Genomic DNA, 12,740 nt, shown 5'->3' on the forward strand with positions numbered 1-12,740 from the left:
TCCGTTCTGGTGTCTCAACCTGTCAGCATGCCTTTGGTTGCGGCGATGACAAGGCCCATGCCGGATGAGATGATGGCGGCATGGACGATGAGCACCTTCGGGAATTGTTCGAAAGCCTTGGACCGATCAGCATCCGCAAGCTGTTCGGCGGCAAGGGCATCTATTGCGACGGCGTCATCGTCGCGGTGGTCGTGCGCGGCGAGCTGATGCTGAAGGCCGACGAAAAGAGCATCCCGGATTTCGAGGCTGCCGGCTGCAGCCAGTGGACCTATACCGGCTCGCGCCACGGCAAGGAGGTGGCGATGCCCTATTGGAGCGTGCCGGACAGCGCCTTCGACGATCCCGACGAGATGGCTGTCTGGGCGCGCCGCGCCTATGAAGCGGGACGAAGGGCGGGGCGATGACGTTTGAGTTAAGGCGGTTTTTGCAAACGCCGAGTTCCCGCCCACCCCCCTCTGTCCTACCGGACATCTCCCCCGCAAGGGGGGAGATTGGTCGTCACCGCCGATTTCGCCAATCGCCGACGTTGCGAGAAGAGCGTCGGCGGTGAAGCTGCTGATCTCCCCCCTTGCGGGGGAGATGGCCGGCAGGCCAGAGGGGGGTGTGAAGGAACGAGGCAGTGGCGTTCAGCCTCCTGCCGTCGAACGCACGAACCTACAGCGCCTTGGCAATCTCCGCCGCCAGCAGGGCATTGTTCTCGACCAGCGCGATGTTGGTCTTGAGGCTGCGGCCGCCGGTGAGCTCCAGGATCTTTGACAGCAGGAACGGCGTCACCGCCTTGCCGGTGACGCTCTGCGCCTCGGCGGCCTTTTGCGCCGCCTGGATATAGCCGTCCATCTCCGCGGCCGGAATCTCATCATTCTGCGGCACCGGATTGGCGACCAGAATGCCGCCGCCCAGGCCGAGCGCCTCGCGTGTCCGGTAGAAATGCGCGATGTCCTGCGGCGCGTGCAGCGTCAGTGGCGCGCGGAAGGGCGACTGCCTCGACCAGAAGGCCGGCATTGTCTCGCAAGCGTAGCCGATGACTGGGACGCCGCGCGTTTCCAGTACTTCCAGCGTCTTTTCGATATCGAGGATCGCCTTGGCGCCGGCCGAGACGACGATGACCGGTGTGCGCGCCAGCTCGTCGAGGTCGGCCGAGATATCAAAGCTCTTTTCGGCGCCCTTGTGGACGCCGCCGATGCCGCCGGTCGCAAACACCTTTATGCCGGCCATATGCGCGGCGATCATTGTAGCCGCCACCGTTGTGCCGCCAGTGCGCCTTTGAGCGACGGCGAAGCCGAGATCGGCGCGCGACAGCTTCATGGCGTCGCCGGTCATGGCAAGCGATTCGCGCTCGCCGTCGGACAGGCCGATCTTGATGCGGCCGTTGACCACCGCGATCGTCGCCGGCACAGCGCCGCTGCCCGCTATGATCTGCTCGACCTTGGCGGCCATCGCGCCATTGTCGGGGTAGGGCATGCCATGGGTGATGATGGTGCTTTCCAGCGCCACCACTGGCCGCCCGGCGGCGAGCGCCTCCGCTACCGGCGGATGGATATCGATGAAGGGGCGGGCGGTTTCGGGTGTCATGTCTGTTCTCCAATCCGGAGAAAACACTCCGGCAAGATGATCTGGCGGCCCTATGCCACCTCCCGTGCCTCCGGCACAAGGGCAAGCGCCTGGCCGAAACTGGCGGTCGTGAAGGAGGGTACCGCCTCGGCGCTCTCGATGGCGAGGATCGCCGCGGCAACACCTTCGCGCAATGCTGCCCGCAACGGCAGGCCTCGCAGCAGTGCGGCGACCGTGGCTCCGGTCAGCGCATCGCCGGCGCCGGTCACGTCGGCGACCCGTCGCGGTGCGGGCGGGTCGATGGCGAAGACACCGGATTGGTCGAAGCCAAGCACCGGGGCGCTGCCGGCGGTGACCACGCCTGCCGTGAGGCCGATCCGCCTGAGCTCCTTGACAAGATCCGGGCCGGAGATGTCTGCGCTGGCCAATGCCGCTGCCTCGCGGCGGTTCATGAACAGCAGCGAGAAAGAGCCCAGCAACGGTATCAGCCGCACCACCTTGGCCGGCGAGATGGCGATGGCGAAGACCGGCCTGCCGCCGGCCTGCGCGACGAGGCGCTCGAGCGCTGCCGTCGGCAGGTTCGCGTCGCAGAGAATCGCGTCCGCCTCGGCGATCGCCTCGCGCACCTTGGCGCGGCGGATCTGCTTGGGGAAGGCGAGGTCGTAGAGGCCCATATCGGCGAAGCCGACGATCAGCTCGCCTTCGCTGTCGATCAGTGCCGTATAGCTTGGCGTCGTGCGGTCGAGAAACACCACCGAAAGGTCGGCGATGCCGGCTCCGGCGATCGCCGATGCGACCGTCTCCGCCGCCGCGTCGCCGCCGCGCACCGAAAGCAGCGAAGCCGACACGCCGCGCTTCACCACGCTGCGCAGCGCGTTGAAGACGCCGCCGCCGACATCCTCGCGCATGATGCCGGGGTTGGAGGCGGCGGGCACGTAAGTGCCCGAGACCTGGCCGCGCCGGTCGATATGGGCGCCGCCGAGCGCCAGGATCTTTGGAGATGTCGGCATGCCGGGGTGGAAACCTTCGTTGATTGTTCGCGCGCGCACACTAGGTTTCTGCGCGTCACCCCGCAATCGGGGCCGCGATTCGGGCCGGCGGGATGTCGAAGTCTTTTTGGGTCAGCAGCGCCAATCCGCTCTAGTCCTGGTGAGACAAAAATAGAACAAATCCAGATATTGATTGTTTTTCAGTTATTTATCGCCCCTTGCCAAATGAGAACAAAAAAGGTACAAAACACCAGGGATCACGGATTGTCCGGCCTTCATTGACGACCAAGGGGTGATGTATCATGGCTCAGAATACTTTGCGGCTTGTAGAGGATAAGGCAGTGGACAAATCAAAGGCTCTGGATGCGGCGCTGTCGCAAATCGAGCGCGCCTTCGGCAAGGGCTCGATCATGCGGCTCGGCACGAACGAGCAGGTCGTCGAGATCGAAACCGTGCCGACGGGATCGCTCGGCCTCGACATCGCGCTCGGCGTCGGCGGCCTGCCGCGCGGCCGCATCATCGAAATCTACGGGCCGGAAAGCTCGGGCAAGACGACGCTGGCGCTGCATACAGTTGCCGAAGCCCAGAAGAAGGGCGGCATTTGCGCCTTCGTCGATGCCGAGCACGCGCTCGATCCGGTCTATGCCCGCAAGCTCGGCGTCGACCTGGAAAACCTCCTGATCTCGCAGCCCGACACCGGCGAGCAGGCGCTGGAGATCTGCGACACGCTGGTGCGTTCCGGCGCCATCGACGTGCTGGTGGTCGATTCGGTGGCGGCGCTGACGCCGCGCGCCGAAATCGAGGGCGAGATGGGCGATGCGTTGCCTGGTCTCCAGGCCCGCCTGATGAGCCAGGCGCTGCGCAAGCTCACCGCCTCGATCTCGCGCTCCAACACCATGGTCATCTTCATCAACCAGATCCGCATGAAGATCGGCGTCATGTTCGGCTCGCCGGAAACCACCACCGGCGGCAACGCGCTGAAGTTCTACGCTTCGGTGCGCCTCGACATCCGCCGCATCGGCTCGGTCAAGGACCGCGACGAGGTGGTCGGCAACCAGACCCGCGTCAAGGTGGTGAAGAACAAGCTGGCCCCGCCCTTCAAGGTGGTCGAGTTCGACATCATGTATGGCGAGGGCGTCTCGAAGACCGGCGAGCTGATCGATCTCGGGGTCAAGGCCGGCGTGGTCGAGAAGTCGGGCGCCTGGTTCTCCTACAATTCGCAGCGTCTCGGCCAGGGCCGCGAGAACGCCAAGCTGTTCCTGCGCGACAATCCCGACACGGCGCGCGAGATCGAGATGGCGCTGAGACAGAATGCCGGCCTGATCGCCGAGAAATTCCTCGAGAATGGCGGCTCCGAAGGCGGCGACGACGGTTACGGGGACGAAGCCGGCGCGATGTGAGGCCAGCAATTCCGGGAGCGGTTCCCGTCCGAATAGTCGGAGTTTGGCCACAATCCTGCTATATCGGCATATGCTTATGTAATCGAGTTTTAGTATTGCGTCCCGAACCGCCGGCCCTCGCGCCGGCGGTTTGCGTTAGCGGTAACGCGGATGCAGCCAGCTGACCTCGCTGATTGGCCTAACGCGCGTCGCGTTGGAACGGATTGTGGCGACGCGCTTTACGTCATTCTTCAAGCATGTCGTTCTCCCACAACCGCCACGCACCTTTGGGCGACATGCCTCGATCCGTGTTTCTAGACAGGGTCAAGAGCTACGGCTAAAAGGCCAATCCATCTTCTGAAACACGAAAAGCCCATTTGCCGCCGGCCAGGCCGGCGGTTCTCGCGAGAAAAAGGCAGATCCATGAGTGGCGTGAACGAGATCCGGTCGACATTCCTCGACTACTTCCGCAAGGAGGGTCACGAGATCGTCGCCTCCAGCCCGCTGGTGCCGCGCAACGATCCGACGCTGATGTTCACCAACGCCGGCATGGTGCAGTTCAAGAATGTCTTCACCGGCCTGGAGAAGCGTCCCTATTCGCGCGCCTCGACGGCGCAGAAGAGCGTGCGCGCCGGCGGCAAGCACAACGACCTCGACAATGTCGGCTACACCGCGCGCCATCTCACCTTCTTCGAGATGCTCGGCAATTTCTCGTTCGGCGATTACTTCAAGGAGCGCGCGATCGAACTAGCCTGGAACCTGATCACCAAGGAATTCGGCCTGCCGAAGGACAAGCTCCTGGTCACCGTCTATCACACCGATGACGAGGCGGCGGGCTACTGGAAGAAGATCGCCGGCTTCTCCGACGACCGCATCATCCGGATCCCGACCTCCGACAATTTCTGGGCGATGGGCGACACCGGCCCCTGCGGGCCGTGCTCGGAGATCTTCATCGACCGCGGCGAGCACATCTGGGGCGGCCCTCCCGGTACCCCGGAAGAGGACGGCGACCGGTTCCTCGAATTCTGGAACCTGGTGTTCATGCAGTATGAGCAGGTGACGAAGGACGAGCGCATCGACCTGCCGCGCCCGTCGATCGACACCGGCATGGGCCTGGAGCGCATGGCCTCCATCCTGCAGGGGGTGGAGAGCGTCTTCGAGACCGATCTGTTCCAGCACCTGATCGATGCCGCGTCCTCGGCGCTCGGGCACGGTCCCAGCAAGGAGAACGTCGCATCCTTTCGCGTGATCGCCGATCACCTGCGCTCATGCTCCTTCCTGGTGGCCGACGGCGTGTTGCCCTCCAATGAAGGCCGCGGCTATGTGCTTCGCCGCATCATGCGCCGCGCCATGCGCCATGCGCAGCTCTTGGGCGCCAAGGAGCCGCTGATGTGGAAGCTGGTGCCGGCGCTGGTGCGCGAGATGGGCCAGGCCTATCCCGAGCTCGGCCGCGGCGAGGCGCTGATCACCGAGACGCTGAAGCTCGAAGAGACGCGCTTCCGCAGGACGCTGGCGCGCGGTCTTGGCCTGCTGTCGGAGGCGACGGAAAAGCTCGGCGCCGGCGACATGCTGGACGGCGAGACGGCCTTCAAGCTCTACGATACCTACGGCTTCCCGCTCGATCTGACGCAGGACGCGCTGCGCCAGCGCAGTATCTCGGTCGATATCGCCGGCTTCACCGATGCGATGGAGCGGCAGAGGGCTGAGGCGCGCGCGCATTGGGCGGGCTCGGGCGAAGCCGCGACCGAGACAGTCTGGTTCCCGGTACGCGAGAAGGTGGGCGCGACCGATTTCCTCGGCTACGAGACGGAAGAGGCGGAAGGCCTGATCCAGGCGCTGGTCAAGGACGGCAAGACCGTCGACAGCGCCGGCCAGGGCGATGCAGTTGCCGTCGTCGTCAACCAGACGCCGTTCTATGGCGAATCCGGCGGCCAGATGGGCGATACCGGCGTGATCTCCGGTGACGGCTTCTCGATCGAGGTCTCCGACACGCAGAAGAAGGCGGACGGCCTGTTCGTGCATCTCGGCAAGGTGGCGAGCGGCACGGTCAGAACCGGCGCGGCCGTCGAACTGAAGGTCGACCATGCGCGCCGCTCGAAGCTGCGCGCCAACCATTCCGCGACGCATCTCATCCACGAGGCGCTGCGCGAGGTGCTGGGCACACATGTGGCGCAGAAGGGCTCGCTGGTCGCGCCGGATCGTCTGCGCTTCGACATCTCGCACAACAAGCCGATCTCGTCGGACGAGCTCGAGGATGTCGAGCGCATGGCAAACGAGATCGTCGTGCAGAACAGCCCGGTGACGACGCGCCTGATGTCTGTCGATGATGCCATTGCCGAGGGCGCCATGGCGCTGTTCGGCGAGAAATACGGCGACGAGGTGCGCGTGGTTTCGATGGGCACGGGCCTGCATGGCGCCAAGGCCAACCGGCCCTACTCGGTCGAGCTCTGCGGCGGCACGCATGTCAAGTCGACCGGCGACATCGGCCTGGTGCGCATCCTTTCGGACAGCGCGGTCGCTGCCGGCGTGCGCCGCATCGAGGCGCTGACCGGCGAGGCGGCGCGCAAATATCTCGACGAGCAGGACAGGCGGCTCAAGGCCGCCGCGGCGACCTTGAGGATCTCGCCGGCCGACGTGCCGGCGCGCGTCGAGGCGTTGCTCGAGGAGCGAAAGAAGCTCGAAAAGGACCTTTCCGAGGCGCGCAAGAAGCTGGCGCTTGGCGCCGGCACGGCCGTGTCCGATGCCCCGCCCACCAACGAGACCGTCGCCGGTGTCGGCTTCCTTGGCAAGGCGGTCAGCGGTGTGGCGCCGAAGGACCTGAAGCCGCTGGCCGATGCCGGCAAGAAGACGCTTGGGTCCGGCGTCGTCGTCTTTGTCGGCGCCGGCGAGGACAACAAGGCAAGCGTGGTGGTCGCCGTTACAGACGACCTGACCGGCCGCTTCAGCGCCATCGACCTCGTCCGCGTCGCCTCCGCCGCGCTCGGCGGGCAGGGCGGCGGCGGACGCCCCGACATGGCGCAGGCCGGCGGCCCCGACGCCTCCAGGGCCAATGACGCGATTGCTGCGGTGAGGGCCGCGCTCGAGGCGGCGTGAAGACCGAAGTGACCGGCTTAGCTCAGGCCGGTCCTATTATCCTCCGAGTGCGGCGCTGCCCCTCATCTGGCTGCCGCCATCTTCTCCCCGTTGAACGGGGAGAAGGGGCTGTCATTACGGCTTTCGCCAATCGCCAGCGTTGCAGAAAAGGCGCCGGCGTTGCGGCCGGCTTCTTTCTCCCCGTTTACGGGGAGAAATGCCCGGCAGGGCAATGAGGGGCGGCGCCGGCGTCGAGCAAGCTCACTGGAATCAGGTGACCTTCTCCGTCTTGGCAAAGCTCGGGCGGTCAGCCATGCGCGAATACCAGGCTTGAATATCGGGAAAGCGCGCCAGCATGTCGCGTCCTTCGGCAACCTTGACGAAATAGGCAATGATCGGCGCGGCGTGCAGATCGGCCAGCGTCAGTTGGTCGCCCAGCAGCCATGGGCCTTTCGTCTTCAGTGAGGTCAGCACTTTCAGCACCGTCTCAGCCTGGGTCAGGCCACCCGCGATCAGCGCCTCGTCAGCTGGCGCCTTTTCCAGCCGCTCGACCGCGACGTCCCAGACCATGGCGCGGTAGCCATAGGCATCGAGCAGGCCCACGATCTGGCTTATCCTCGCGCGGCCGCGTGGGTCGTTAGGCTGCAGGGACGGACCGTCGAAGGCCTCATCGACGTAGCGCGCGATCGCTCTGGTCTCGAACAGCCGAAAACCGTCATACTCGAAAGCCGGGATGCGGCCGAACGGGTGATGTTCGAGATACCAGGCCGGAATGCCGTCGGCCGCGAAGATGTCGAGCGGCACCAATTCATAGTCGATGCCCTTCTCCTCCAGCGCCATCCTTACGATACGGACATAGACGCTGTAGTCGGCGCCGTAGATGAGGGGGGTGTTCAAACTGTTCACTTGCTAAGCTGAAGCCAAATGCGCAAGTCCCCGACCGGTTCGAAGCCAGCTATGCGCGCGACCTGCAGCGCGTCACCGTGCTCGTAGCCCACGAGCGGAAGCCCGTTGGCTTGGGTAAAAGCTGCATTCGCGGCATCTCGATAGACGGTTTCAGCATCGTTGCCTTTCGCAAAGACATTCGATAAGCCCATTGCCTCTTGCGAGCGGTTCACGATGCAGCCGGCATCAAAGCCGTCGGTGGTGACGCGCCCAAAAAATGCAACGTCAGGGTTGTCGAGTATTGCCGGTGGGAACACACGTCGGTCACTTGGGTTGTCGAATGCCCACGCATTTTCCCAGGCACTGAGCGCATCGGCATCACAGATGCGCCGCCATCCAACTGCCATGCGACCACCGGTGTCGCCGATTGCACTATCCGGATCAGCCCATACCCAGCTTGCGCTGAAAAGAAGCTTGAACCCGAGATCGGCGAGGTCGAGCCGACTAAACCCGTCCTTGACTGCAAAGGGACCTTCAAGCGCCAAACTTAATTGCTTTATCGCTTTCAGTTGAAGCTCGATAGGATCGGGATTCAACGTCGTCAGATTGGAATAATAAGGCGGAGCCGGCGACTCACTCCACCAAATGAACGGATTTCGGTGCTCCCTCAATCCGAGAGCCCGAAACACCGCTTCGTAAAGATCGGCATTGTTTGCCGCACAGATGCGGACCTTGTCTGCCAAGGTCCGCATCCTCACCCCATGGCCTTCTGCAGGTTCTCGTCGATCTTGTCGAGGAAGCCGGTGGTCGACAGCCAGGGCTGGTCGGGACCGATCAGCAGCGACAGGTCCTTGGTCATGAAGCCGGCCTCGACGGTCTGGATGCAGACCTTTTCCAGCGTCTCGGCGAAGCGCTTCAGCTCGGCATTGTCGTCGAGCTTGGCGCGATGGGCGAGACCGCGCGTCCAGGCGAAGATCGAGGCGATCGAGTTGGTCGAGGTTTCCTCGCCCTTCTGGTGCTGGCGATAGTGACGGGTGACGGTGCCGTGCGCGGCCTCCGCTTCCACCGTCTTGCCGTCCGGCGTCATCAGCACCGAGGTCATCAGGCCGAGCGAGCCGAAGCCTTGCGCCACCGTGTCGGACTGCACGTCGCCGTCATAATTCTTGCAGGCCCAGATGTAGCCGCCCGACCATTTCAGGCTGGAGGCTACCATGTCGTCGATCAGGCGGTGCTCGTACCAGAGCTTGCGCGCCTTGAACTCGGCCTCGAACTCCTTCTCGTAGACTTCCTGGAAGATGTCCTTGAAGCGGCCGTCATAGGCCTTGAGGATGGTGTTCTTCGTCGAGAGGTAGACCGGATAGTTGCGCAGCAGGCCGTAGTTCAGCGAGGCGCGGGCGAATTCGCGGATCGACTCGTCGAGATTGTACATGGCCATGGCAACGCCGGCGCTCGGCGCGTCGTAGACATCATGCTCGATCACTGTGCCGTCCTCGCCGGCGAACTTGATCGTCAGCTTGCCCTTGCCGGGGTAGCGGAAGTCGGTGGCGCGGTACTGGTCGCCGAAGGCGTGGCGGCCGACGACGATCGGCTTGGTCCAGCCGGGCACCAGGCGCGGCACGTTCTTCATGATGATCGGCTCGCGGAAGATGGTGCCGCCGAGAATGTTGCGGATGGTGCCGTTCGGCGACTTCCACATCTTCTTCAGCTTGAATTCCTCGACGCGCGCCTCGTCGGGTGTGATCGTCGCGCATTTCACGCCGACGCCGTATTTCTTGATGGCGTTGGCCGAGTCGATGGTCACCTGGTCGTTGGTGTCGTCGCGATGCTGGATGCTGAGGTCGTAATAGTCGAGCTTGATGTCGAGATAAGGGTGGATCAGCTTGTCCTTGATGAACTGCCAGATGATGCGGGTCATCTCGTCGCCGTCGAGCTCGACGACCGGGTTCGCCACCTTTATCTTCGCCATGGAAAGAATGCCTCGTTGCTGGGGGATCTGAACGGCCTTGCCCGCATGGTTTCGGCCGGGGTTGCGGAGCGTATATCAAAGCCTTTTTGAGCGCGCAAACCGCGATAAGGCCGCCATACACGGGCGTCGCTGTCGTGAGTGCTTCATTTTCCGGGCCGGATGTGGCAGGGGACGCCGAAACGCCGCAAACCCCGGTTACCGAGAGCCATGCCAACCACAAAGGATCCCGCCAAGACCGCCGGACCGGCGATCATCCTCGTCGAGCCGCAGCTCGGCGAGAATATCGGCATGGTTGCGCGGGGCATGGCGAATTTCGGCCTTTCGGAGCTGCGGCTGGTCAATCCGCGCGACGGCTGGCCGAGCGAGAAGGCGCGCGCCGCCGCCAGTCGCGCCGACCATGTCATCGATGCTACAAGAGTGTTCGACGACTTGGCCTCGGCGGTCGCCGACCTCAACTTCGTCTTCGCCACCACGGCGCGCGAGCGCGACGGCTTCAAGCCTGTGCGCGGTCCGGTGGAGGCGGGCAGGGCGCTCCGGGCCCGCGAGCAGGCTGGGCAGCGCACCGGCATCCTCTTCGGTCGTGAACGCTTCGGCCTCTACAATGAAGAGGTCGGCCTCGCCGACGAGGTCGTGACCTTTCCCGTCGATCCGAGCTTCTCCTCGCTCAACATCGCGCAGGCCGTGCTCTTGATGTCCTATGAATGGATGAAATCAGGCCTCGCCGAAGAGACCGCGACCAATTTCTCCGGACCGGAGCTGGTGCCCGCAACCAAGGAACAACTGCACAGCCTGTTTGCCTATCTCGAAGGCGCGCTGGAAGCGCGCGGCTATTTCCGCCCGGAAGAAAAGAAGCCGAAGATGGTCGACAATCTGCGCGCCGTGCTGACTCGGGCGGGTTTTGCCGAGCCGGAACTCAAGGTGCTGCGCGGCATCATCTCGTCACTCGACCGGTTTTCGCCGGCAATGCCGCGCGGCGACGGTTCGCCAGGCGACGATCCGCGGCGGCTGCCCGCCGCGCGGAAGCGCGCGGCAGACAAAGAAAGTTGAAATCTCTAACCCCCAAGCCTTTAACGTAACCGAATATTATTCGGTTCTGGCCCATCGTTATTGGAACGGTGGGGTGGCAAATGTTCACATCCAATATCGGCCGTTTGCGTTTTTTCTTCTATTCGCTCGGCCTGTTCATGGCGGAGGCAGTGGCGATCGTGCTCTGCATTGCCGGAACGATCGGCTTCGCAGGATTGATCAATTCGATGCCGGGGCATTCGCGGCAAGGCTTGGCCGGCGCTGCTCTCGTGGTGTCCCTGATCTTCGTTGCGCTGCGCGGCAACATAGCCTGGCGCCGCAGCCGCGACGCCAACGGGGCCAAGTGGATCCTGTGGACCTATATCGTCTTTTCCGGCATCTACGCCTTCCTGCAGGCCGGCACACTGCTGGTGATCGATTTCGGCAATCCAGAGAGCGCACCAAGTGGCTTGAACCTGCTCGGCCTCTCCATTTTCGGCCTCTGGGCCACGATCCTGTGGGCGAAGCCGGTCGCCGGCAGCGACATCGACGAGCTCACGTCCGCCTTCGATTTCGACGGTTCCGTGCCGGCGCCGACGCGCGCCGAACGGACAGCCACGGCTGCTGCCCCAGCCACTCCGCGTGCCGCTGCGCCTGCCGCGCGTTCGGCGCCGGCACCGCAGCCGCTTGGCCGGCCGCGGCCGGCCGGATTCGGCAAGCGCGGACTCTGAGCCGTTTCAAGGCTGTGCAAAAGCTGCTGGCATTTGCCATTTCAACACCATGATCGTTCAGGATAGAAGCCACGTTGGCCAAATCACGGGCCAAGGTTTGCTTCTGGTCCGATGACAATGAACGATCAACCAACCCATCGTCCGATCCTGATGTTCGATTCCGGCGTCGGTGGGCTGACGGTGCTGCGCGAAGCGCGAGTCCTGATGCCGGATCGGCGCTTCGTCTATGTCGCCGACGACGCAGCATTCCCTTATGGCGCCTGGGAGGAGCCGGCGCTCAAGGAGCACATCCTTTCGCTGTTCGGCAAATTGCTCGACCGGCTGCAGCCGGCGATTTCGGTGATCGCGTGCAACACCGCCTCGACCCTGGTGATCGACGCGCTGCGCGAAAAATTCCCCGGTCATCCCTTTGTCGGCACCGTGCCGGCGATCAAGCCGGCCGCGGAGCGCACGCGTTCCGGCCTGGTGTCGGTGCTGGCGACGCCGGGCACCGTGAAGCGCCAGTACACGCGCGACCTGATCAGCAAGTGGGCGCAGAAATGCCATGTCCGACTGGTCGGCAGCGACCGGCTCGCCGGACTGGCCGAGATCTATATGCGCGAGGGTTTTGTCGACGAGGAGGCGGTGCGCGCCGAGATCGCGCCCTGTTTCATCGAGCGCGACGGCAATCGCACCGACATCGTTGTGCTAGCCTGCACGCATTACCCGTTTCTCGCCAACCGCATGCGCAAGACGGCGCCCTGGCCCGTCGACTGGATCGATCCGGCCGAAGCGATCGCGCGGCGCGCGATGTCGCTGCTGGAGCCCGTCAGCGAACCGTCGGGCGAGAACGAGCCCGATATCGCCCTCTTCACCTCGGGCAAGACGGATTTCGCTACGAGACGGCTCATCCAAGGCTTTGGATTGACCGCGCGTTAGGGCTGGAACTGCGGCCTATGGCGCAGCGTTTCTCTTTACAACAACGGAGAAACCACCATGCCTGCCACATCGCAAGCTCAGCAAAAGGCTGCCGGCGCGGCGCTTGCGGCCAAGCGCGGCGAGATTAAGAAGAGCGAACTCAAGGGCGCTTCGCGCGACATGTATGAATCGATGAGCGAAAAGCAGCTCGAGGAGTTCGCCGAAACCAAGCGCAAGGGCCTGCCCAACAAGAAGTCGTAAGGGC

Annotated in this window: 12 protein-coding genes; 7 read left to right on the forward strand and 5 right to left on the reverse strand. The window is 63.9% G+C overall.

From position 1 onward, the window contains the following. Positions 1-80: 80 nt before the first annotated feature. Positions 81-404 (forward strand): TfoX/Sxy family protein, encoded by a 324-nt coding sequence (locus RFN28_RS10080; RefSeq protein WP_320287201.1) that lies wholly within the window; start codon positions 81-83, stop codon positions 402-404. A gap of 250 nt (positions 405-654) precedes the next feature. Here RFN28_RS10080 and RFN28_RS10085 read toward each other — a convergent pair whose 3' ends face one another. Together RFN28_RS10085 and RFN28_RS10090 are read right to left on the reverse strand one after the other, a co-directional pair. Further along, complete coding sequence (locus RFN28_RS10085; protein WP_320287202.1) at positions 655-1,572, reverse strand: pseudouridine-5'-phosphate glycosidase; 918 nt, start codon at positions 1,570-1,572, stop codon at positions 655-657. Positions 1,573-1,622: 50 nt separating this feature from the next. Further along, positions 1,623-2,561: a carbohydrate kinase family protein gene (locus RFN28_RS10090; protein WP_320287286.1), complete on the reverse strand. Its 939-nt coding sequence runs from the start codon at positions 2,559-2,561 to the stop codon at positions 1,623-1,625. A 281-nt stretch (positions 2,562-2,842) separates the two neighbouring features. Between RFN28_RS10090 and recA the strand changes: the two genes are divergently transcribed. Next, positions 2,843-3,940 carry a recombinase RecA gene (recA, locus tag RFN28_RS10095; protein ID WP_320287203.1) on the forward strand — a complete coding sequence of 366 codons (1,098 nt, stop codon included), beginning with the start codon at positions 2,843-2,845 and terminating at the stop codon, positions 3,938-3,940. 402 nt (positions 3,941-4,342) lie between these two features. Then, the gene (gene alaS, locus RFN28_RS10100; RefSeq protein WP_320287204.1) at positions 4,343-7,012 is read left to right on the forward strand and encodes an alanine--tRNA ligase; all 2,670 of its coding nucleotides are present in this window, start codon (positions 4,343-4,345) and stop codon (positions 7,010-7,012) included. 249 nt (positions 7,013-7,261) lie between these two features. On the opposite strand, the gene RFN28_RS10105 is transcribed toward alaS, so the two are convergent. The 3 genes from RFN28_RS10105 to RFN28_RS10115 are packed head-to-tail and all read right to left on the reverse strand — an operon-like array spanning position 7,262 to position 9,842. Then, positions 7,262-7,888 (reverse strand): glutathione S-transferase family protein, encoded by a 627-nt coding sequence (locus RFN28_RS10105; protein WP_320287205.1) that lies wholly within the window; start codon positions 7,886-7,888, stop codon positions 7,262-7,264. Between the two features lie 5 nt (positions 7,889-7,893). Further along, the gene (locus tag RFN28_RS10110; RefSeq protein ID WP_320287206.1) at positions 7,894-8,628 is read right to left on the reverse strand and encodes a hypothetical protein; all 735 of its coding nucleotides are present in this window, start codon (positions 8,626-8,628) and stop codon (positions 7,894-7,896) included. Positions 8,629-8,630: 2 nt separating this feature from the next. Beyond that, the gene (locus RFN28_RS10115) at positions 8,631-9,842 is read right to left on the reverse strand and encodes an NADP-dependent isocitrate dehydrogenase (RefSeq protein WP_320287207.1); all 1,212 of its coding nucleotides are present in this window, start codon (positions 9,840-9,842) and stop codon (positions 8,631-8,633) included. Between the two features lie 207 nt (positions 9,843-10,049). Between RFN28_RS10115 and RFN28_RS10120 the strand changes: the two genes are divergently transcribed. From RFN28_RS10120 to RFN28_RS10135, 4 genes are all read left to right on the forward strand, one after another. Then, positions 10,050-10,889, forward strand: coding sequence for an RNA methyltransferase (locus tag RFN28_RS10120; protein WP_320287208.1), 840 nt, complete (start codon positions 10,050-10,052; stop codon positions 10,887-10,889). An 80-nt stretch (positions 10,890-10,969) separates the two neighbouring features. Next, the gene (locus RFN28_RS10125) at positions 10,970-11,578 is read left to right on the forward strand and encodes a hypothetical protein (protein ID WP_320287209.1); all 609 of its coding nucleotides are present in this window, start codon (positions 10,970-10,972) and stop codon (positions 11,576-11,578) included. A 117-nt stretch (positions 11,579-11,695) separates the two neighbouring features. After that, positions 11,696-12,496, forward strand: a complete 801-nt coding sequence (gene murI, locus RFN28_RS10130; RefSeq protein WP_320287210.1) for a glutamate racemase — start codon at positions 11,696-11,698, stop codon at positions 12,494-12,496. A gap of 57 nt (positions 12,497-12,553) precedes the next feature. Next, a complete protein-coding gene (locus tag RFN28_RS10135; RefSeq protein WP_192253902.1) occupies positions 12,554-12,736 on the forward strand; it encodes a DUF3008 family protein in 183 nt (60 codons plus the stop codon). Positions 12,737-12,740 lie beyond the last annotated feature (4 nt).

This window comes from Mesorhizobium album (assembly GCF_033977205.1).
Lineage (GTDB): Bacteria > Pseudomonadota > Alphaproteobacteria > Rhizobiales > Rhizobiaceae > Mesorhizobium > Mesorhizobium album.

Bases quoted from the DNA above. Each gene is read 5' to 3' on its own strand.
- RFN28_RS10080 (WP_320287201.1), top strand. From the start codon at position 81: ATGGACGATGAGCACCTTCGGGAATTGTTCGAAAGCCTTGGACCGATC.
- RFN28_RS10085 (WP_320287202.1), bottom strand. From the start codon at position 1,572: ATGACACCCGAAACCGCCCGCCCCTTCATCGATATCCATCCGCCGGTA.
- RFN28_RS10090 (WP_320287286.1), bottom strand. From the start codon at position 2,561: ATGCCGACATCTCCAAAGATCCTGGCGCTCGGCGGCGCCCATATCGAC.
- recA (WP_320287203.1), top strand. From the start codon at position 2,843: ATGGCTCAGAATACTTTGCGGCTTGTAGAGGATAAGGCAGTGGACAAA.
- alaS (WP_320287204.1), top strand. From the start codon at position 4,343: ATGAGTGGCGTGAACGAGATCCGGTCGACATTCCTCGACTACTTCCGC.
- RFN28_RS10110 (WP_320287206.1), bottom strand. From the start codon at position 8,628: ATGCGGACCTTGGCAGACAAGGTCCGCATCTGTGCGGCAAACAATGCC.
- RFN28_RS10115 (WP_320287207.1), bottom strand. From the start codon at position 9,842: ATGGCGAAGATAAAGGTGGCGAACCCGGTCGTCGAGCTCGACGGCGAC.
- RFN28_RS10120 (WP_320287208.1), top strand. From the start codon at position 10,050: ATGCCAACCACAAAGGATCCCGCCAAGACCGCCGGACCGGCGATCATC.
- RFN28_RS10125 (WP_320287209.1), top strand. From the start codon at position 10,970: ATGTTCACATCCAATATCGGCCGTTTGCGTTTTTTCTTCTATTCGCTC.
- murI (WP_320287210.1), top strand. From the start codon at position 11,696: ATGAACGATCAACCAACCCATCGTCCGATCCTGATGTTCGATTCCGGC.
- RFN28_RS10135 (WP_192253902.1), top strand. From the start codon at position 12,554: ATGCCTGCCACATCGCAAGCTCAGCAAAAGGCTGCCGGCGCGGCGCTT.